At 48.9% G+C, this 22,389-nt stretch carries 14 protein-coding genes and 1 tRNA gene; 12 read left to right on the top strand and 3 right to left on the bottom strand.

Annotated elements, in window-relative coordinates; translation table 11 throughout:
* Positions 1–20: 20 nt before the first annotated feature.
* Positions 21–473: a hypothetical protein gene (locus NOG12_RS04670; RefSeq protein ID WP_153825956.1), complete on the top strand. Its 453-nt coding sequence runs from the start codon at positions 21–23 to the stop codon at positions 471–473.
* Between the two features lie 34 nt (positions 474–507).
* On the opposite strand, the gene NOG12_RS04665 is transcribed toward NOG12_RS04670, so the two are convergent.
* Positions 508–3,960, bottom strand: a complete 3,453-nt coding sequence (locus tag NOG12_RS04665; protein ID WP_313932540.1) for a PAS domain-containing hybrid sensor histidine kinase/response regulator — start codon at positions 3,958–3,960, stop codon at positions 508–510.
* A gap of 389 nt (positions 3,961–4,349) precedes the next feature.
* Here NOG12_RS04665 and NOG12_RS04660 point away from each other — a divergent pair, with 389 nt between their 5' ends.
* From NOG12_RS04660 to NOG12_RS04615, 10 genes are all read left to right on the top strand, one after another.
* The gene (locus NOG12_RS04660; protein WP_110076073.1) at positions 4,350–4,616 is read left to right on the top strand and encodes a DUF4212 domain-containing protein; all 267 of its coding nucleotides are present in this window, start codon (positions 4,350–4,352) and stop codon (positions 4,614–4,616) included.
* An 11-nt stretch (positions 4,617–4,627) separates the two neighbouring features.
* On the top strand, positions 4,628–6,343 hold the full coding sequence (locus NOG12_RS04655; protein ID WP_153825954.1) for a sodium:solute symporter family protein: 1,716 nt from the start codon (positions 4,628–4,630) through the stop codon (positions 6,341–6,343).
* A 62-nt stretch (positions 6,344–6,405) separates the two neighbouring features.
* A complete protein-coding gene (locus NOG12_RS04650; protein WP_313932539.1) occupies positions 6,406–8,481 on the top strand; it encodes a DUF294 nucleotidyltransferase-like domain-containing protein in 2,076 nt (691 codons plus the stop codon).
* On the top strand, positions 8,481–9,152 hold the full coding sequence (locus NOG12_RS04645) for a 3'-5' exonuclease (RefSeq protein ID WP_313932538.1): 672 nt from the start codon (positions 8,481–8,483) through the stop codon (positions 9,150–9,152). The genes NOG12_RS04650 and NOG12_RS04645 overlap by 1 nt, the downstream gene beginning before the upstream one ends.
* 300 nt (positions 9,153–9,452) lie before the next feature.
* Positions 9,453–12,392 (top strand): TonB-dependent receptor plug domain-containing protein, encoded by a 2,940-nt coding sequence (locus tag NOG12_RS04640; RefSeq protein ID WP_313932537.1) that lies wholly within the window; start codon positions 9,453–9,455, stop codon positions 12,390–12,392.
* 146 nt (positions 12,393–12,538) lie between these two features.
* Positions 12,539–14,506: a S9 family peptidase gene (locus NOG12_RS04635; protein ID WP_313932536.1), complete on the top strand. Its 1,968-nt coding sequence runs from the start codon at positions 12,539–12,541 to the stop codon at positions 14,504–14,506.
* A gap of 381 nt (positions 14,507–14,887) precedes the next feature.
* Positions 14,888–17,629, top strand: coding sequence for a TonB-dependent receptor plug domain-containing protein (locus NOG12_RS04630; protein ID WP_153825950.1), 2,742 nt, complete (start codon positions 14,888–14,890; stop codon positions 17,627–17,629).
* Positions 17,630–17,715: 86 nt separating this feature from the next.
* Positions 17,716–19,419 (top strand): tetratricopeptide repeat protein, encoded by a 1,704-nt coding sequence (locus NOG12_RS04625; protein WP_313932535.1) that lies wholly within the window; start codon positions 17,716–17,718, stop codon positions 19,417–19,419.
* An 8-nt stretch (positions 19,420–19,427) separates the two neighbouring features.
* Complete coding sequence (locus NOG12_RS04620; RefSeq protein WP_313932534.1) at positions 19,428–20,183, top strand: O-methyltransferase; 756 nt, start codon at positions 19,428–19,430, stop codon at positions 20,181–20,183.
* Between the two features lie 21 nt (positions 20,184–20,204).
* A complete protein-coding gene (locus tag NOG12_RS04615; protein WP_313932533.1) occupies positions 20,205–21,389 on the top strand; it encodes an aspartyl/asparaginyl beta-hydroxylase domain-containing protein in 1,185 nt (394 codons plus the stop codon).
* A gap of 34 nt (positions 21,390–21,423) precedes the next feature.
* Here the strand turns inward: NOG12_RS04615 and NOG12_RS04610 are convergent.
* Together NOG12_RS04610 and rpsT are read right to left on the bottom strand one after the other, a co-directional pair.
* Positions 21,424–21,500 (bottom strand) — tRNA-Arg (locus tag NOG12_RS04610).
* A gap of 74 nt (positions 21,501–21,574) precedes the next feature.
* A complete protein-coding gene (rpsT, locus tag NOG12_RS04605) occupies positions 21,575–21,835 on the bottom strand; it encodes a 30S ribosomal protein S20 (RefSeq protein WP_110076084.1) in 261 nt (86 codons plus the stop codon).
* Positions 21,836–22,001: 166 nt separating this feature from the next.
* Between rpsT and NOG12_RS04600 the strand changes: the two genes are divergently transcribed.
* Complete coding sequence (locus NOG12_RS04600; protein WP_313932532.1) at positions 22,002–22,373, top strand: four helix bundle protein; 372 nt, start codon at positions 22,002–22,004, stop codon at positions 22,371–22,373.
* Positions 22,374–22,389 lie beyond the last annotated feature (16 nt).

The following is a 22,389-nucleotide window of genomic DNA, read 5'->3' as shown; positions in this document are numbered from 1 at the left end:
ATACTCAGGAGAATAACATCATGGGAATGTCACGTTTAAGTGTAATTGCAATGCTAGTAGCTGCTAGCCTGACGCTGGTGGGGTGTGCCGATGACACGGTGCAACTGGATAGTGCGATGCCGGATGCGGCTGGTGAGCCAGCTAGTGTGCAAGAGCAGAGCTTGAGTGAGCGTTTAACCACGCTAGATAGAGCCATTCGTGAAGAAGTTGGGATAGCGCGCGCCGATAGTTTTGATCAGTGCCAGTTATTGGCGGTGGGCAAGCGAGCCTGCGGTGGCCCAGAGTTTTATATGGTGTATTCAACGGTGAGTTCTGATGCTGCTAAGCTGCAAGCACTCGCCAATGAGTACACGGAGTTACGGGTACAACAGATAGCGCAAACGGGCGAGATGAGTACTTGTGAGATGCTGCCTAAGCCAGGCGTGATGCTTGAGGGTGGTATTTGTAAAGTGGTTCAATCGGTAGACCGCTAAACAGCTAAGGGCGGCCTGGGCCGCCCTTATCTTGTTAGCGATGGCGTTCGATGTGTTTGAGCAGAGCTTTCAGTGCCGCAGGTTTAACGGGCTTCGCTAAGAAATGCAAGCCACTCTCACGGGCTTGTTTGCGCACGCTGTCATCGCCCATGGCTGTGACTAATGCCGCGGCTACATTGTCGCCCCAGTGCTGGCGTAAAGCCTTTGCCAAACGTAAGCCATCATAGTCATCGTCCCCCAGCTGATAATCAAGTAACAAACCATCAGGGCGTGGATGGGTAGCCGCGTACTCCATGACCGTGGCACTACTATTAAAGGTTTCTACGGTACACCCCCATTTTTCTAGCAGCGCACGCATGGCCGAGAGGTTTTCTTGGTCATCGTCTACGCATATCAGTAGCAAGTTGGAGTTGGGCGTATCGGCGCTGGCGACCATAGGGCGTTCGTACACTTGGGCAGCACTGCCCATAGGTACGGTTACCGAAAAACAACTGCCTTTGCCTTCGTGGGTGACCAAGGTGAGTTCGCAGCGTAATTGTTCACTCATGCGCTTGGCAACACTTAAGCCCAAACCCACGCCTTCAACGCGGGTATTAGAGCCCCGATAAAACGCATCAAAGATACGATGGCGCTGTTGCGCTGTGATACCTAGCCCGGTATCCCATACGGCAATAACTAGGTGCTCACCGCGCTTACGCACGCCTAACAGCACACGGCCGTTATCGCGGTTGTATTTAACCGCATTGGATAAAAAGTTTTGGACGATACGACGCAAGTAAGTGGGGTCTGTGTAAACCACCCCATCTTGTATTCGGCTGCGTAATTTGATGCCGCGTTGTTCGGCTAATACCGCATATTCGTTGATCAGCGGCGCCAAAATATCTTGCAGGGTGCAATGTCTGAACTGCGGTTGCAGCGCGCCTTGGTCCATTTTAGCAATTTGCAATAAGGTGCTGAGCAGGTGTTCCGTAGAGGCAAGCGCAGTATCCAGCTTACCTGCCAGCTGCCGATTGTTAGCATTCATACTGTGCTCATCCATGGCACTTAGATACAAGCGGGCGGCGTTCAGCGGCTGTAAAATGTCATGGCTGGCGAGCGCCAAGAAGCGGGTCTTCGAGGCGTTGGCTTCTTCGGCGTCTTGTTTGGCCTGTTTTAGCTCGACTTCAACTTTACGACGGCGTTCGATTTCTTCGGTGAGCTCATTGTTGATTTCCCGAATTTTTCGCTGACGCACGTTAATGCGCTGCTCTAAATCGATGTTGGCTTCTTCCAGGGCTTGAGCTGTTTCTACGTGCTCTGTAATGTCGGTGAACGAAGTTACAAAGCCACCGTTAGGTAAGGGGTTGCCAACCATCTCAATCACTCGGCCATCGCCGCGGCGACGAATAAATCGATGCGGCGAGCCCATTTGCATGTAGTTCAGGCGTTTGGTGACCAGCTCGTCAATTTCACCCGGGCCGCATTCGCCGCGCTCGGCGTTGTAACGTATCAGCGTGGCGATCGGCTGGCCAGGCTTGACCATGCCTTCGGGGTATTCAAACAAATCAAGGTAACGCTTGTTCCAAGCCACAAGGCGCAGCTCGGCATCGACCACAGAAATGCCTTGAGCTAAGTTCTCTAAGCTACTGAAGAGAATAGACTGTTGAGTTTGTAGGGCTTGGGTGGTGTCGTCAAAAAAGTGCACCACTTCTTCCAAGTGTAAGCGTCTATCGCGCAGGGCTGCTTCTACCAGCGAGCGCGCGGTTGCGGCGCCAAGTACCCCAGTCAGCGCCCGCTCAACGTAATCAATTAGCTCACGCGAGGCCACATCATCGCGATTAGCCGCAGTCATGGTAACGCCGCCTTTGCTTTCAGCAAAGAACGTCAGCAATTGATGACAGCGATCTTCGCCCACAAAGGTGGTCAGCAATAACACCATATCGGCGTTAGTGGCTTGGTGATGACGACCTATGGTGTGTTCTTGTAGATGACTACGCGGCTTCACAAAGGCGGTAGCTTGAATACGATCGACTAAGCGCGCCCGAGCCAGCATCGAGAACACCACGTAGCAAAGGGTATTGATGGCCATACTGATCACGGTGCCGTGCGTGATGATGCTGGTATCGCTGCCGTCGTGAGGCAGGTACATGGGCAGTGCCACGGCAAACAGCCAAGCTAGCAAGCCGGCGCCTAAGCCAACATAGACGCCGCGGGCGTGGCCACGACGCCAGTAGAGGCCGCCAAGCACCGCTGGCAACAGCTGTAAGACCACCGAGAAGGCCAGCAAACCGATACTCACTAGGCCGGTGTTGGCGGCCCAGAAGGCATAGCAGAGGTAGCTGAGTAGCAAGATAATGGCAATAGCAACGCGGCGAATAAACAGCAGGCGGTTTTGAAAGCCGGTAGGGAAGCGCTGTTGGCGCTGCAGAATAATCGGCATGATAACATCGTTGGTGACCATGGTGCTGAGGGTTACCGAGGCAATAATCACCATCGCTGTAGCGGCTGAAAAGCCACCGATAAAGATAAATACCGCGAGCCAGGTTTGATCATGTAGGAGCGGTAAGCGTAAGGCGTAGGTATCACCGTCCACGCCGGTACCGAAGAATAATTGGCCGGCAAGGGCAATGGGCACAATGGCAAGCGCAATCAGCACCAAGTACAACGGAAAACCCCAGCGCGCGGTTTTTAGATGGTTTACATCCACGTTATCAACCACCGCCACATGAAACTGGCGCGGCAAACAGAGAATGACCCCTGCCGCCATAAAAGTCTGCACGATAAAGTCGAATTCTGTTAGGGCTTCCCAACTCCAGGCTTTGCTGCTGGGATTGGCCAGCTGTTGCCACATGCTAACGGGCGAGGCGTCGTTAAATAAAATGTAGGCAAATACTGCCGCCGCCAACAGCGCTAATAGCTTTACCGCAGACTCAAAGGCAATGGCTAGAATCATGCCGTTACGATATTCAGTGACCTCAATATGGCGAGTACCAAATAGCATGGCAAACACTGCCATAATCGCCGCGGCAATCAACTCGTTGATGGAAAATTCAGTAAAGGCTGAGGTGTTTTCAGTAAGCACCACAAAGGTTAAACCGACCGCTTTGAGCTGCAAGGCAATGTATGGAATGGTTGCTAACGCGGCGATAAGTGTCACGAACAGCGCCAATCGTTGCCGTTTGCCGTAGCGGCTCGCAATAAAGTCAGCAATCGAGGTGATGTTCTGTTGTTTGGAAACACTGACCAGCTTTTGCAGTAGTGGCAAGGCAAAAATAAAGAGTAAAAACGGCCCCAGCAAAATCGGAATATAGGCCCACCCGCCTGTCGCGGCGTTACCCACCGCGCCGTAATAGGTCCAGCTGGTGCAATAGATGGCCAAGCTCATACTGTAAATGATGGGCTTATAACTGATGCGGTTGGCCAACGAGTTAGATTTGTCGCCCCAATGGGCCACCGCAAAAAGTAGGGCAATATAAGCTAGTGAGGCAAGTATCAGCAGTAGGGTCATGTTGGATACCTAGTTCGTTGTTCGTGCGCGCTTCGCGCTATTCGTGCGCTGCGCTGTTCGTCCGCTGCGCTGTTCGGGGTTGGCGGTTGGCGGTTACGAACAGCGCGAAGCGCGGACCAACAGCGCAGCGTACGAATCACGAATCACGTTTGTTCTCACGAATCACGTTTGTTCTAAAATATTTGCGGATCGAAGCTAATTGATTTTTGGGGCTGCGACAAGAGTAAATCTTATCTGATTGAGTCAATGGTTAATAGTTGATAGCCACTCGGCAAGTGAAATATCAACCTTACGACCAATGTCGTATTTCCTACATTGCCATTAGGCGTCTAGATTGCATAGTGAACAAATCACAATAACAAACACAACTAGAACAACCTGGAGGACGTATGGCTTTCAAAAGCGAAGAACTCGCAAAAGCCTACTGGCGCGATAATATCAGTCTGGTACTTAAGCTACTGGCGGTCTGGTTTATCGTTTCCTATGGCTTTGGCATTATCCTGGTGGATTGGCTTAATCAATTTACCTTTTTCGGCTTTAAACTGGGCTTTTGGTTTGCTCAGCAAGGGTCGATTATTTCTTTCGTCATTCTGATTTTTATTTACGTAAAACGAATGGCGGCCCTTGATAACAAATACGAAGTTCACGAAGACTAAGGGGCCCATCCATGGATATTCAAACTCTCACGTTTATTATCGTTGGTGCGACCTTTGCTTTATATATCGCGATTGCGATTTGGTCTCGTGCCGGTTCTACCTCTGATTTCTATGTTGCGAGCGGTGGCGTCCATCCAGTGATGAATGGTATGGCAACTGCGGCGGATTGGATGTCGGCAGCGTCGTTTATTTCAATGGCAGGTATTATCGCGTTTGCTGGTTATGATGGCAGTGTGTACTTGATGGGTTGGACCGGTGGCTATGTGTTATTAGCACTGTGTTTGGCACCTTATCTGCGTAAGTTTGGTAAGTTTACTGTGCCAGATTTCATTGGTGACCGTTATTACTCGCAAACAGCGCGTACTATTGCGGTTATTTGTGCAATCTTAATCAGCTTTACATACATTGCCGGACAAATGCGTGGTGTAGGCGTGGTGTTCTCGCGCTTCTTAGAGGTTGAAATTGCTACCGGTGTTTACATCGGCGCAGTGATTGTATTCTTCTACACCGTGTTAGGTGGCATGAAAGGTATTACCTATACTCAGGTAGCGCAATACTGCGTATTAGCCTTTGCATACTTGGTGCCAGCTATCTTTATCTCGTTCCAAATGACGGGGCACATTTTGCCGCAAACCGGTTTTGGTGCGACTATTGCTGATGGTGTATCAGGTGAGGGGCAATACTTGTTAGCGCGCTTGGATGGCTTGTCAGAAGAGCTGGGCTTAGCAGCTTACACCTCTGGCTTGAAATCTAAGATTGACGTGTTTGCTATTACCTGTGCCTTGATGGTAGGTACTGCTGGTTTACCACACGTAATTGTACGTTTCTTCACCGTGCCAAAAGTACGTGATGCGCGTCGTTCAGCGGGCTGGGCATTGGTCTTTATCTCAGTTGTTTATTTAACTGCACCATCGATTGCTGGTTTTGCCAAAGTGAACTTGATCAACACCGTTAACGGTCCGGATATGGCTGGCGTGGAATATGATGCGGCTCCAGATTGGGTGAAAAACTGGGAACAAACCGGTTTGATTAAGTGGGAAGATAAAAACAACGACGGCAAAATGTTCTATGCTGGTGATGAGCGCAACGAAATGACCGTTGACCGCGATATCATGGTATTGGCAAACCCTGAGATTGCTAATTTACCAGCTTGGGTAGTGGCGTTGGTTGCAGCCGGTGGTGTTGCCGCGGCGTTATCAACCTCAGCCGGTTTGTTGTTGGTTATCTCTACGTCGGTGTCGCACGATTTGTTGAAACGTACGCTAACGCCGAATATTACCGATAAGCAAGAGTTGCTGTGGGCGCGGGTCGCTGCCGCTGTAGCTATTGCTCTGTCTACTTGGTTCGGGATTAATCCGCCCGGCTTTGTGGCGCAGGTGGTCGCCTTCGCGTTCGGCTTGGCCGCAGCGAGTTTCTTCCCGGCCATTATATTAGGTATTTTCTATAAGCGCATGAACAGCACAGGTGCTATTGCTGGTATGTTAGTGGGTGTGGTCTTTACCTTGGCGTATATTATTTACTTCAAGTTTGTAAACCCGGCTGCCAATACTGCGGACAACTGGTTGTTCGGCATTTCGCCAGAAGGCATTGGTACTATCGGTATGATACTGAACTTTATTGTGTCGTACGTGGTACACAAGCTGACCGGTGATGCGCCGCAGGATACCCAAGACTTGGTTGAGTCGATTCGGTATCCGAAAGGCTCGGGCGCTGCCTCTAGTCATTAATGATGAGCTACTGCAAAGCCCGGCACTGCCGGGCTTTTTTCTGATTGGAAAGCGAGGTTCTTATGCAACCGGAACTGTTAGAAGTACAACGATTTTTACTGGATTGTCCGCCCTTTGATGAACTCAATGGGGAGCAGCGCCAGTGGGTGGCGGGGCAAATTAAAGCTGCTTATGTGAACGAATACAATGTGGATGGGCTGTTTAAACAACATAGCCCAGCGCTTTATATTGTGCGTTCAGGCGGTTTTGATTTGCTGGCGCCAGATGGGCATTTGATTGAGCGACTTGAGTCCCATGATTTGTTTGGTTTTCCGAGCTTGCTAAGTGGGCGGGCGGTGGTGAACAAGCTGCAGGTGATTGAAGACGGCATTATTTACATTATTACTGCCGCGGTATTTGATCAGCTCCGCCAGCATGTGCGGGCGTTCGAGCAATATTTTATCCGGGCGCATGAGCAGCGTTTGTTATCAGAGACGGCACGGCGAGAAGGTGATGTCGGACGACGAGGCAGTTTAACGGGTACCAGTAGCGGCAGCCTGCAAGGGAGTCAGGTGGATTCTGGTGCGGCCGAGCGTGGTCGGCAGGGCTTGGCGGCCAGTAGGCCGAAGCAAGAGCCAGTGGCCAGTTATGATACGTTGCAATTGCCCGTGGCCGAAGTGATTGTGCGGGCGCCGGTGATGTTGTCTATCCATGCCACCATCAAAGAAGCAGCCGAGCGCATGCGCGACGAAAAAGTTTCTTCGGTGCTGGTGGTAGAAGGACTTGTGGCAGAAAATGCGGTGGCAGAGGGGACTGTGGTAAACGACACTGCGGTAAACGAGACTGCGGCGAATAGCCCTGCAGATAGCGAAGCAGCGGCGGTGAAGTTGTGCGGAATTTTGACCGACCGTGATTTGCGCAATCGGGTGGTAGCGCAAGGATTGGCCTACGATTTACAGGTGAATGCGGTAATGACCCAAGCCCCAGCGACTGTGTATGGGCGCCAGACCCTGATGGATGCGTTGGCGATTATGACGCAAGAAAATATCCACCATTTGCCGGTACTTAATGACGCTGACCAGCCGATAGGAATGATCACCAATACCGACTTGATGCGGCAGCAGCGCAGTGAACCTATCATGCTGATCAGTGCGCTGAACAAAGCGGCGAGTAAAGCGCAGCTAGTGGCGGAGGCGGCGCATATTCCGGCCTACATGCAGACGTTTGCTGCGCGCGTGCATGACACCACCATGGTGGGACGGCTGCTGGCGTCGTTAACCGATAGTATGACGCGTAAATTAATCAGTTTGTATGAACACGAACATGGGGTTGCGCCGGGGCCCTATTGCTGGATAGCGTTTGGCTCGCAAGGGCGTGAAGACCAGGTGCTGAGTTCCGATCAAGATAATGGTTTATTGCTGGGTAACGGGCTTAACGACAATCAGTTGGATTGGTTTAAAGGGTTGGGCGAATACGTGAGTGGCGGTTTGCATGAATGCGGTATTCCGCTGTGTCCGGGCGATATTATGGCCTCGAATGTGGATTGTCGACGCACCTTGGATGGCTGGCTGGAGCGTTTTAAAAGCTGGACGGAAAGCCCGACGCCGAAGGCGTTGATGTATTGCCAAATCTTCTTCGATTCGCGGCTAGTTTACGGCAATAAGCGGCTATACCAACGCTATCGTGAGCAAGTTGCACGGCTGGCCCAAAAGGACTTTTTCTTAGGTAATTTGGCACGTTTACAGGTGAGTGTGCAGGTGCCGTTAGGCTTGTTTAATAGGTTTCGTGGTACCGAGAGTGGTAAAGACTCGGATCTGATCAATATCAAGCGTTACGGCATTGCTTTGATTAACGATATTGTGCGCATTTATTCCTTGCAAGCAGGAATTATGGTGCCGCAAACCTTGGCTCGCTTAGAGGCATTGAGAGGCAGTAAGTTACTCAATAATAAAGATAACCAGTCGTTGGCAGAAGCTTGGCAATTTTTAACTGAGCTACGGCTACAGCACCAATTGCAGACGTGGGGCAGTGACCAGCCTAAAAACGCGTTAGACCCTGATGAGCTCAGTACCTTAACGCGACGCCAATTAAAGACCGCCTTTCGAATTATTAAAGAATGCCAGCAAGGGGTTGGCTTGAAGTTTGGACGGATTGGTTGATGGCGGCTCATTCTACCCCTCCCTTATCTAAGCCTGCTGGTGGGTTCGGCTTAGTTGCCAAACTCGCGGCTTGGTGGCAACGGCGGCAAGCTTTAGCTCAGCCGTGGACAGCGCAGCGCTATGTGGCACTAGATCTAGAAACCAGTGGTTTGGATGCGCGCCACGATAACATTATTGCGGTGGCTTGGGTGGAGCTCACGCCACCTTTGCTTGATTACCAAAGTGCCCGTTATTACACCGTGGCAACGGCACAAACTGAACTGAATCAGTCGCCGGTGGTACATGGTTTAGTGAGCCGCGACTTACAACAAGTGACGCCTTTGGCTGAGGTGCTCAAGGAACTAGAACAGGTGCTCGATGGTGCGGTTTTGGTCTGTCATCATGTGCAACTGGATTGGGCTTTTTTAAAACAAGCGGGTAAAGCGCATCAAGTGCGGTTCAAGCCATTGCTACGATTTGATACCTTGACCTTTGAGGGGCAAAGATTAAAGAATTCTCAACATCATATTCAGCGAGGTAGCTTAACCTTAAGTGCTTGTCGCAGCCGTTATGGCTTACCGCAATATGATGCCCATCATGCGCTCAGCGACGCCATTGCTTGTGGTGAATTGATGTTGGCCCAACTGTATAAATACGCGGGCGCTCAAGTAGTTAGGTTACCGCGCAGTTGATTTTGTAGGGCCGTTGGACGCGGTTCAGCGCAACCGAGTAGACCTCTCAGCTGTGAATTTCAGATTTATCTTAAAAACAAATTATCGAAAAGTTTACAAGTCTGTGCAAAAAAACAGGTAAAAACCTTGTTGCAAAACTATTGTAAAAAGCATTTAACTGTGGTTGTATTAGCAACGGAACTCAGAAGACATGCGTAGATGCATCTCTTACTGGAAGCCACTATTAAGGCTTACGACTAATAACTTTTACAAAAGTTCCGTATCAGCCAAATCAACAATAAAAAAATCAGGGAGACTTACATGGCTAAGCAGTCATTTTTGTCAAATTCTATCCGCGCCATCATGATGGCAGGGTTTGGTTCTGCACTATTAGCTGGCGCACCGGCTATGGCGCAAGACCAAAGCAATGAAAGCGAAGACGGCGAACAAGCGAAAGCTGCCGAAAAAATTCAAGTAACCGGTTCTCGTATCCGTACTGACGGTTTGGACAGCCCAACTCCGGTTGAGATCATCACTACTGAAATTGCTACCGATCAAGGTTTGAACACCCTAGGTGAATTGTTGCGTACGTCAACAGTTGCCTCTGGTTCTGACCAGTTGATTTCTGCATACTCTGTTGGTTTTGTAACCAACGGTGGTAGCGGCGCTGAATCAATCTCTATGCGTGGTCTCGGTGCTGGTCGTACTCTCGTTCTCTTGAACGGCCGTCGTGCCGGCCCAGCTGGTACCCGTGGCGCAGTTTCTGCGTTCGACATGAACGCATTACCAATCAGCATCATCGAGCGTGTTGAAATCTTGAAAGATGGCGCATCATCTTTGTACGGTTCTGACGCGGTTGCTGGTGTAATCAACATCATCACCAAAAAAGGTGAAGGCGGCGAAGTTAACTTCTCTGGCTCAGCTCCTTTTGAAGGTGGCGGCGAAACTTATCGTTTAAACGCTACATACGGTGACTCTTTTGACCGTGGTTCATGGCGTGTGGTTGCTGACCGCAACGTCAACACGGGTTTGAAGCGTGGCGACCGTGATTATTTCGCGTGTGCAACTCGCTACCTTTTCAACGATATCGAAACGGGTGAGCGCGCTGATCCAATCGATCCACGTACTGGTGAGTACCACTGTAGTGAATCAGGTCCAGGTATCTTCAACTATCAAGTCGTTAATGGTCGTTTAGCATCTGATGGTCGTATTCAATACGATTATTTTAATGATGGTTTCGCTAACATTGCTGACGAGAACCCGCGTGTCACTGCAGCTCCAGATGGTTGGTATTGGGCTGGTTATGATGCTGCATCTGACGGTTTATTGGACGGTGGTAACCACCCATTCCGTTTGAACCAAACGATGATCCCTGAAACGACTGTAAACTCAGTTTATTTCCAAGGTGATTATGACCTTACCGATACAACTTCTATGTACGGTGAGTTGTTGTACAGCCAGCGTAAAACTGAATCACGTAATACGCGTCAGTTCTGGACTCGTGAAATCGGTCAATTCCCAGTTTCGTCTGGTTTAGCACCTGGTTTCGAGGGTGACAACTATGTCATGCCAGTACACTATACTGATCACTTCGGTAACGAAACGACTATCGACTATGCTCGCGCAGTCGTTGGTTTCGAAGGTTCGATTGGTTTCTGGAACTGGGATGTGTCATACCAGCGTTCGCATAACAAAGGCGAATACAAAACTGACATCATCTTCTTCGATTCAATGATCATGGCTCAAGAAACATTGCTTGGCGTTCCATGTGAAGGTCGTGTGACTGAAATTTCGGGCAAAGCTTGTGTGAACTACGACTGGTTCGATCCACAAAACGTTTGGGGTAACCAAAGCGCTGAAGCTCGTGAATTCTTGTTCGGTCAAGACGTTGGTGAAACAACCTATACACAAGATACGATTGATGCTTACATCACTGGTGACTTGTTCGAAATGCCAGCTGGTCCAGTTGGTACTGCGGTAGGTGTGTACTGGCAACGTGACGAAATCGAAGACGTACCAGGTGAAAACACGTTACAAGGTAACTCATGGGGCTTAACTGGCGCTGGTATCACTGCAGGTGAAGCGAAAACTACTGCTGCATATGCAGAATTCCAAGTTCCATTGTTACGTGACTTGCCATTTGTTGAGAGCTTAGACTTAACAACTTCTGGCCGTTGGACTGACGTAGATATCTACGGTAGCGACACGACCTTCAAGGTAAGCGCTAACTGGGAAATCGGTGCCGGCTTCCGTGTACGTGCATCACGTGGTAGTTCGTTCCGTGCTCCAGCTCTGTACGAATTGTTCCTTGAAAATCAAACTGGTTTCTTGGGTCAAACATCAGATCCATGTTTGAACTGGGTTGAGTCAACTAACCCGTTGGTACGTGCGAACTGTGCGGCTGATGGCGTTCCTGAAGACTACACAGCGGCAATTCGTGGTTCGATGACCTCAATTACCGGCGGTGGCGCAGGTCAGTTGCAAGCTGAAACCTCGATTTCTGAAGGTATTGGTTTAGTCTACTCATCTGAAGATGGCGGTTTTGCTGCGTCAATTGACTACTATGATGTTGAAATCAGCGATCAGATTTCAAGCGTCACTGGTGGTGCAGTATTGAGCCAGTGTTACACGTCGAATGACTTTGCGAACGAACCATTCTGTGATCAATTCACTCGTGCCGACGGTACAGATGGTGATTACGGTATCGTAGAAGTTCGTGGTGGTTACTTGAACACTGCGAAGCAAATCGTTCGCGGTGTTGATATTGTGATTACCTATCAAGAGTCGTTTGACTTCGGTGATTTACGTATCAAATTAGACCACACCAACCAGATCGAGCGTTCATTCCAACAGTTCGTTACTGATACGCCAGAGCAGTACATTGGTTATATCGGTAACCCACGTAACGTAGGTACGTTAAATACTACCTTCAGCCGTGACGACTGGAGCTTTAACTGGAACATGAGCTACTATGATGCTACTTCTGACTACCGCGGCTTAGGTACTAGCTCAACCACCTATCGTGGTGAGTCTGTGCGTTTCGTAGCTGAAACTCCAACTTACGTGTTACACACTTTGTCAGCGAACACTACGTTCAATGACAATATTGATGTAACTATCGGTGTGAGTAATATCTTTGATAAGCAACCACCTAAGGTGAGCCCAGCAGCGGCATACACCTCTGGTAACGCACCATTGTTCGCATCACAGCTCGACTACTTAGGTCGTCGCGCGTTCTTCAACATCTCTTACCAGTTCTAATTGGTAGGTTCGTTGAAACGAACAAGCAAGATGAATGATAAAAGCCCCACTTAGGTGGGGCTTTTTTATTTACTTTGTTTTACAATTAACGATAGTATTATTAACAATTATAAAGACAGACACTCTCTACAGAACACGAGGCAAATATGAAGTATTCTTCATTGGTGATGGGGTTAGCAGCATTAGCTGTACCCATGTTAACGAATGGCGCTGAGGTGAAAACCGAGCTGCTAGAAAGCTATGCGAAACATTCGCAATACTTGGATGTAAAAATCTCCCCCCGCGGTGACTATTTAGCAGCAACATCGCGTAATGAAGAAGGCTCGGTGTTACTAACCGTCTTAGATATTAACGAGAGCAAGATTCTATCTATCACCCAAGGCAATGGGCGTGAATCAGTATCGTCGTTTCAGTGGGCGAATAACGAGCGTCTAATCATGACCATGGCGCGCGAGATTGGCTCTTTGGATGCACCGGTACCTACGGGTGAAATCTTTGCCATGAATGCTGATGGCTCGAACCAAGTGATTCTAACTGGCCCACGTTCAAGCGATGGCAACTACGAGTTTGCACAAGTGGTAGATTATTTACCGGAAGATCCTGAAGCTATCATGATCTACACCCGCTCGTTTTTCTCCAAAGAACCCTATTTAGATCTTTATACCATGAAGGTTACTTCTGGGCGTAAGCGTTCAGAAGGGCGCGTCCCGCTGCGTGCCTATGCGAGCACTAACGTGCAGGTAGTACTAGATAGCGATGGGGTGTCGCGGATGGTGTTAGGGATCGACCCTAACGAGAAAAACAAGACGGTGATCCTAGGGCGTGACGGCGCCAACAAAGACTGGTACGAAGTTGACAGTTATTACGAAACCGATGGCGGTTTTATGCCCTTACTGATGTTGCCAGGTACCGACCAAGTGTTAGGTCTGAGTGATAGCCAATCGGATACTCGCTCGTTGAGTGTGTTGGATTTAAGCACCAAACAAGAAACCGTGATGGCTGAGCATCCAAATACCGATTTGATGCCGATCATGAGTGTGAAGAATGGTCGTGCCAACGAAGTGATTGGTGCTGCCTTTGAATACAATGGTATTGATACCTTCTTTTTTGACGATGTTGAAGATAAAGATTACGCCCGCTTGGTGCAAAGCTTGATCGCTACTTTCCCAGGTCAGTCGGTGGGCATTAACTCGTCAACGCGTGATAATCGTAAATTGATTGTGCGGGTAGAGTCAGTGAATGCTCCTGCAAAGTTTTATTTGTTCGACCGCGATAAGCGTGCGCTTACGCCGATTGCTGCGGCTAAACCTTGGTTGGATGGACATACGATTCCAACGACGCAAACTATTGTCTATAAAAGCCGTGACGGATTAGATATTCATGCTCTACTAACCTTGCCTAACGGTAAAGAAGCCAAAGATTTGCCGTTGATCTTATTACCACATGGCGGCCCGCATGGTATTCGCGACAGCATGGGCAGCATGGACTCTGATGCTAAAGTGCTAGCAGAACATGGTTATGCGGTATTACAGCCTAACTTCCGTGGCTCAGGTGGGTTCGGTCGGAAATTTATGGAGCTTGGTTATAAGAACTGGGGCACCACCATGATTAACGACATGACCGATGGGGTGATGCACTTAGTGAAAGAGAAAATAGCCGACCCAGACCGTGTCTGCGTGTATGGCGCCTCTTATGGTGGTTATGCTGCGGTACAAAGTGGTATTCGTGAGCCAGACCTGTATAAGTGTATTGTGGGCTTTGTTGGGGTGTATGACTTAAACCTGATGTACGAACAGGGCGATATTTCTGAAGCTCAAGCGGGCCGTAACTATTTAGATCAAGTACTACCTAGTGATAGCGAAGGCCGTACTGAGCAATCACCGATTGATAACGTGGATAAGCTCAAAGCGCCGGTGTTCATTATTCAAGGTGGTGCCGACATCCGGGTGCCAGAAGAGCATGCCTTCCGCTTGCGTGATGCCTTGAAAGAGCGTGAGCATCCGTACGAGTGGTTGTATAAGAAAGGTGAAGGCCACGGATTCTACAAACCAGAAAATAACGTTGAGCGCTGGCAGAAGATGCTTGCCTTCTTCGAAGAGCACATTGGCGACTAATTAAACGTTCGCGATAGAGAAAAAGCCCCACTGTTTTGCAGAGGGGCTTTTTTTAGGCTTAAAAGCAAGGCCTTAACCATGTTAAATGAATGCAAAATTAGTTAAGTGAGAGCCGAAATAACACGAATATGACGATAAACTGCATGTTTATATCGGTGATTAGACACAGTGCGGTGAAAATAAGATCACTTTTGTTATAGTTATTTGCGATAGAACGCTTGCTCACATCGATTATTTTCATTAGTATCAGGTTGACCCTAATCAAAAAAACAACGATTTCACGGGGTTTTTTCTGATCTGGGTCAGACTTGGTTCGCGCGCTGCTGTGCGTGTTGAGCTATAGCAAAAAAATCACTTAAAAGTGGTCCAGGGAGAATAATTATGTATACCAATAGCAAAGTTGCTAAGTCTATCCGCTTAGCTCTGATGTTTGGTGGTGCTTCATTAGCATTATCAGGCACAGCTGCAGCACAAGACACGTCTGAAGACGAAGCCGGTGCTGAAGCCCAAGAACGCATTTCTGTAACAGGTTCACGCATCAAGCGTACCGACCTTGAAACCGCAAGCCCTATCTCAGTATTTACTGCTGCCGACCTTGAAGCCTCAGGTTACGCTACGCTAGAAAAATTCGTACACTCGTTGCCATCAGTGAACGGTGCTGCGCAAGGTTCGAACGTAAACAACGGTAGTAACGGTAGCGCCACGGTATCTTTGCGTGGTTTAGGTTCTGGCCGTACCTTGTTGTTGGTGAACGGTCGTCGTACTGCATTCAGCGACATGAACTCTATCCCAATGGCGTACGTTGAGCGCGTTGAAGTGCTACGTGACGGCGCATCTACCGCATACGGTTCTGATGCAATTGCCGGGGTTATCAACTTTATCACCAAGCGCGACTTTGAAGGTGCTGAGTTTGTTGCTCAATATGACCTAACTGGCGAAGGCGACGGTGAGACCACGCGTTTAGCAGCTACCGTAGGTACCTCTAGCGACCGTGGTAACGTAGTATTATCACTAGAGTACACCAACCGTAACGAAATCTGGCAGGGCGATCGTGACTTCTCTGAATGTCCATTGTTCGATGACGGCAAAGGTGGTGTTTACTGTGGTGGTTCTGGTACTACTGCGATGGGTACTTGGACAACCGTATCTAATTCTTACAAAGGTTACGTAGTTGACCCAACCACAGGTGCACTGCGTCCATTTAACAATGCTACCGATGGCTTTAACTACGCTGCAGTAAGCTACATGGTTACGCCAATGGAAGTATTCAGCATCAACGGTGCTGCCACTTATGAATTAACACCAAGCACGACTGCGTTTATCGAAGGTGGTTTCACTAACCGTCAATCAGACCAGTTGATGGGTGCTGAGGGTACTTTCTGGGGCCAATTCGTTCCAGCAACTAACCCGTACAACCCAGTAGGTGAAGACCTTTATATCAACCGTCGTTTAGAAGAGTCTGGTGGCCGAGCGTTCACGCAAGACATGAACGATTATCGTATGGTTGCTGGTTTTGAAGGTTACCTAGACAATGGTTGGACGTGGGATGTGTCTTATAACTACACCCGCTTTGTTGATACCCGTGTTGACTACGGTCGTGCCAACGCAAATCGCTTCTTGAACTTAACTGACCCAGACTTGTGTGCTGATGATGCAGCTTGCCCTGGTGTGTGGAACCCATTTGCACCAGGTACCTTGACCCAGGCGATGATGGATTACGCGTTCTTACCTAACTCTCCGGTAGTACGTGGCCAAACCAAACAGTTCTTGGCTAACATCTCTGGTGACTTGATGGGTATTGGTTTGCCAGCAGGCGATATCGCTTGGGCAGCCGGTGTTGAGAAACGTTGGGAAGACTATTTGTATCAACCAGATGGTGCTGCACTGATTGGTGAAATCTTCTCAGTAGCTGGTGAGAAAACTGAAGGTCAGTACGATGTAACTGAAGCTTACCTTGAGCTTGACGTACCACTATTGGCAGATCTGCCAGGGGTTGAAGATTTGAGCTTGTCTGCAGCAGTACGTAGCTCAAACTACAGCTTCTTGGATTCAACCACGAACACCAAATTTGGTTTAGAGTACAAGCCGTTTGAAGGTTTGTTGGTTCGTGCGACTCGTGCTGATGGTTTCCGTGCGCCAAGTATTAGCGAGTTATTCTCACCACAGCAAGAATCTAACTTAGCGTACAACGAGCCATGTAATGATTGGGGTACTAAAACCAACCAAGCGTTACGTGATAACTGTGCCGCTGAAGGCTTACCACAAGACTTTGAATTAGCATCTAACCAGTCTGCATCATTGGTTGGTGGTAACCCAGATCTTGAGCCAGAAGAATCAGAAAGCTTAACCGTAGGTTTTGTTTACACGCCTGAGTTCATTGAGAACTTCAGCTTGGCCGTTGACTACTTCGATATCAAAATTGATAACGGCGTAGGTAAAATCGACACCAACACCATCGTGAATGGCTGTTATACCAGTGTTGATTTCAGCAGCCCATTGTGTGACTTGATCTTGGGTGCCGCAGAGATGGGTCGTCCAGCTTACAGCTCAAACGCTCCAAATCGTGATATCTTAGGTGCCGTTTCTGGTATCGTGGCTAGCTTAGCGAACTTGTCTACTTTCGAAACTTCTGGTTACGACTTTGACGCAAACTGGTCAACCGATCTTGCTTCAGGTTTGTTGAAGTTACGTTTAGACGGTACTTACTTGAAAGACTATAGCTTTGTTTCTTCACCTGGTGCTGAGCCTACTCAGTATGCTGGCTACTATGCGGCAGACCAGTGGGAAGACAGCATCGCTGCATTCTCTAAAGTTCGTGCAAACTTCACTGCTACTTACGATATGGACAATGTGTCAGTATCTTGGGCAGCACGTTACATGCAAGGTACCGATGACTTAAGTGGCGAGCCTACTTACACCAGTACTTATGCAGGTAGTGCGGTTTACCACGACTTGCAGGCGAGCTACGTGATGAACGAAACCACCACCATCAGTGGCGGTATTCGTAACATGTTCGACCGTCAGCCTCCATACACCACGAACAACCAAGACATGAACACCATTGCTTCTTCTTATGACTTGGCAGGTGCTTACTGGTACGTTCGTTTAGGTATGAAGTTCTAAGCGTTGACAGTTCCGATGAAAAAAGCCAGCATGAATTTGCTGGCTTTTTTATTGGTGGCTTTTTTTCGAGAGCCTAAGGAGAGCAGGTGAAGCGTTTCCAGCAACCGCAAGCAGTGCTGCAACAAGCACTGACACTGTATCAACAGCAGCAGTATCAAGCGGCGCTACCTTTGTTGCAGCAGCTTAGTCAACAGCTGCCTGAGCAGGCGTTGGTATGGCACGTGCAGGCCTTAACTCTGCGTAAGTTAGGACAGTTAACCGCTGCCGCACAAAGTTTTACGCAGGCTTTAAAGATAGCTCCTAAGCATCACGAAATTCTGAATAACTACGGTAATTTATTACGTCAACAGCAACGATATGAGCAAGCTCAGCAGCAATTTAGGTTGGCTTTACAAGCTCAGCCCAACTTTTTTGAGGCGCGCTATAACCTTGGTTTAACCGCTTTGGCACAGCAGCAGTTAGATGATGCCTTGGCTGCCTTTTTGACAGTGCTTAAACAGCAACCGCAGCATACGCAAGCGCGCTTAGCTGCAGCGGAAGCTTACCGCTTACAAGGGCGGGCGCAGCAAGCGCTGGAGCTCTTGCAACAGAGCTTCCATGCTCAATCGGTGGCATTTTTACGCCAACGCGCGCTTGCGTTTTTTGCCTTAGATGAAGTCGACTTAGCCTATGCCGATATGCGGGCTGCACTTGCTTTGCAACCACGTCAGTTGGCGCTGCACGAAACTTTTTCAGACATGCGCTGGTTGCAGCAAGATAGCGATTGGCTGGGTAGCTATTACGAGCAATTAGCTGCTCATAACGACTGGCATGATCTACGTCTTGGGTTAACTCATCGGTTAATCAAAGCTGAGCAATTTGAGCTGGCGGAGCAGACCTTACAGCCCTTGTTGCAATTAGACTCGGTGCCAGCGTCGGTATGGTTATTGCAAGGGCATTTAAAACGTATGCAAGGGCAACTGGCCCGTGCAGAAGATTATCTGCAGCGAGCCTTAAGCTTGCAACCGGAGCAGCAAGAAGCACTGTACGAGATGTTTGTGACTCAACTCGGGCAGCAAAACTATGTAGAGTGCTTGCAGCTGTCGCAAAAGTTGGTGACGTTAGCACCTGGGCATCAGGGCTGGTGGGCGATGCGTGCTACGGCGTTGAAAGCTAGTGGCGATTGGCAGGGCTATCAGCGTTTGTACGATTTCGGACGTTTCGTGCGCCCGTTTGCGTTAACTACCGCCGCAGACGGCGGGTTGTCTGATTTTAATCAAGGCTTGCTGGCTAAACTGGAGCGCCTGCATACGCAAAAACAACATCCGTTGCAGCAGTCGCTACGCAGTGGTACTCAAACCGACGGCCAGTTATTTCTTAATCAAGATGAAGATATTCAAGCGCTGAAGCAACAGATTTCAGCCGCGGTAACACAGTATATTGCCGAGCTACCCGATGACCCAGAGCATCCGTTTCTAAAGCGCAAAAGTGGCCGCTTTAAGTACACTGGCGCCTGGAGTGTGCGGCTGAATTGTTCAGGCTTTCATCGTAATCATTATCATAGCGAAGGCTGGATCAGTGGCTGCTTCTATGTGTCGATTCCCAAGGCGGTAAACCATGACGGCCATGGCTGGATCAAGTTTGGCCAAGCGCAGTTGGATCCGACCTACATGGATGAACCTGACTATATTGTTAAACCACAAGCTGGCGTAGTGGTCTTGTTTCCGTCGATGATGTGGCATGGAACCGTGCCTTTTGCTGACGATGAATACCGCGTGACTGTGGCTTTTGATTTGGTGCCAGAGGAGTAACGATAAACATGTATTGGGGTGCTTTTAGTAAAGAACAGGAGCAGGGCGGCAGATTAAAACGCCATCCGCAAGCCGTTGAAATGCCCAAAGGCGAGATGTTTTTAGCGGCCATCACACAGATAGTGCGGGCCGAATACGGCTTTGTGAAAGCAGTAGACGAAGGTACAGCACAGGATGCCAAGGGGCAGCCGTTACCTTTGTTTACTTACCCTGCTATTGAATACTTGCAACAGTTTGATTATCGTCAGAAGCGAGTGTTTGAGTTTGGCGCCGGCGGCTCTACTAAGTTTTGGATGCAGCGGGCGCAGCAGGTGATGAGCGTCGAGAATAATGCCCAGTGGGTGCAAAAATTAAAGCCTGAACTCGCTGATAATGTGACCTTGCTGCATGTTGAGGGGGATGATTTTCCGTGGACCATTGAGCAGTACCAGCATGGTTTTGATGTGATTATTGTGGACAGCGCCGGTTACCGTTATGACTGTGCTAGTGCCGCCATAGGTAAGCTGAACCAAGGTGGTATGATCATTTTGGATAATGCTGATTGGCACCCTAATACGGCCAAGTTTTTACGCGAACAAGGCTTAATCGAAGTGGATTTTACGGGCTTTAAGCCGGGCGAATGCCACAGCTCGACCACGTCTGTGTTCCTTCATCGTGATTTTAATTTTACCAGTTTAGCTGCGACCCAACCTAGTTTTGGCATGGGCGCTAAATGGATTCATTCTGAGGCCTGGGATAAACCTTACGCACGCCGGCAGAAATAACTTTAAGAATTAGGTACCCTCATGACAAATGCAGTAACCACAGCAGAACTCCAACAACAACTAGTAACAGCTAGCGAACAAGGCGATTTACTGCAAGCGATTGGCTTGCTAGAGCGACTGATCCAAGCGGAGCCGAAGCAAGTTGGTTATCATGAACAACTGGGGCAAGCACTTCGCCAGTATTGTGATAGCGAAGCCAAGCAGCAGCAACTAACGGGCTTAGTAGAACAACAGCCTTATGCTTTTACTACGCGCTTGCTAGTGGCGCGCTTTGCTGAAATGCTAGGACAGCCTGAAGCTGCATTTTTGCATTACAGCCAAGCCATTAATACGGCGCAGAGTCTTGGCTTTTGGCTCAATGATGCATCTACTGCGCCTTGGTGCCGACCGTTTGTGCAGCATGCGTTGAAAGTAAGTGCGCAGCAACGAATCGCCCAAGGCCAGCAATGGATTAGCGAACTACAACGAGACTACGAGCAGCAAGATCTGGCGCGAGTGATTAAAGCCGTGCGCATGCATACGGGTGAAATCGCAGTTGAACATCATGATAAGCGCCAGTTACCCAGCTATTTTTACGTACCGGATTTACCCGTAGCACCGCAATTTCCGCGCGAGGCGATGCCTTTTATTGATGAGTACGAAGCTGCCGCTGCCGGCATTCAGGCTGATCTGCATCGGGTATTAGAGACCCAAGCTGAGTTCCCGCGTTTTCAGTATCAAGGTGGCGAAGAACAGTTAACCGAAGGTGGTAGCTGGGATGCGTTCTTCTTTTATCGACATGGCAACGCCTTTACTGAAAACCTAGCCCAATGCCCAACCACGGCATCGGTGCTAGATAGCTTACCCTTGTGTCGCATCCCCCAGCACTCGCCCGAAGTCTGTTTTTCTATTCTACGCCCCGGAGCTCATATTTTACCCCATCGTGGCGTCACCAACCTGCGCTCGGTATTGCATTTGGGCTTAGATATTCCCACGGACTGCGCGTTGCATCTACCGGATATCACCGAGATACATTGGGACGAAGGCAAAGCCTTTGCGTTTGATGATACCTATTTGCATGAAGCATGGAATCGCAGCGACCGCACTCGAATTGTGTTGCTGGCAGATATCTGGAACCCGTACCTGACTGAGGTTGAGCGAGCTGCACTTACAGACGTGATGGTTAAGCTAGGAGAATTTAACCGTGCCGTGAAAGCTGTGGCCTAAACGCCGGCCTAAGCAGTGGAGACGATACAAAGGTTGGCGTTCCCGGCAGGATTTGAACCTGCGACCTGCCCCTTAGGAGGGGGCTGCTCTATCCAGCTGAGCTACGGGAACGCAGCCACAAAAAAACCGGCAGAAGCCGGCTTTTTCGTAACACGAAGTTAATCACACACCATGCAAGCAGATGCTTACAGTGCGTTGATTTTCGCGCTTAAACGGCTCTTATGACGAGCAGCTTTGTTCTTACCGATCAAACCTTTGGTCGCATAACGATCCAATACCGGTTGAAGGCCAGTAAATGCCTGCTGAGCAGCCGCTTTGTCGCCCGCTTCAATAGCAGCAATTACTTTTTTCAATTGGGTACGCATCATAGAGCGACGGCTCGCGTTGTGGCGACGGTTTTTTTCTGCTTGAACCGCACGCTTTTTAGCAGACTTAATGTTAGCCAAGGTGAACTCCTAAAATTCGTTATCAAAATGCATTGGTGTAATAGGGCGGGGAATATGCCTGTTTTTAGACCTAAAGTCAAGTGTGGAATTCGTTATTCGTTATTCGTGCGCTGCGCTGTTCGTACGTTACACTGTTCGTGAAAACATTAAACAAGGAGTGTTGACTGTGGCTAAAGAATTAATTGTTACAAAGGTTGCGATAGAGCTGTGTTGTGAGATTTACAGCATAACGAGATGTTTTCCGAAGGACGAAAAGTATGGATTAAAAAGCCAGATGCAAAGATGTGCGGTGAGCATTCCAAGTAATATAGAAGAAGGAGCGCACAGAGGAAGTAGCAAAGACTTCTTACGTTTTCTGTTTATTGCTAGAGGTTCACTTGCTGAACTTAAGACGCAGTTAAGGATTGCTGTGCGACTTGGTTATATTAGATCAGACGAAAATGAATTATTATCACGTACATACCAATTATTAAATGCGTTAATTAACACGTTGAAGCTTCGAATAGCGGAGCGGACGAACAGCGCAGCGCACGAATAACGAATAACGAATAACG

It is taken from the genome of Pseudidiomarina fusca (assembly GCF_032227045.1).
In the GTDB taxonomy this organism is placed as follows: domain Bacteria; phylum Pseudomonadota; class Gammaproteobacteria; order Enterobacterales; family Alteromonadaceae; genus Pseudidiomarina; species Pseudidiomarina fusca.
Note: the sequence above shows the minus strand (reverse complement) of the source record. Positions and strands in the feature narration are given on the sequence as shown.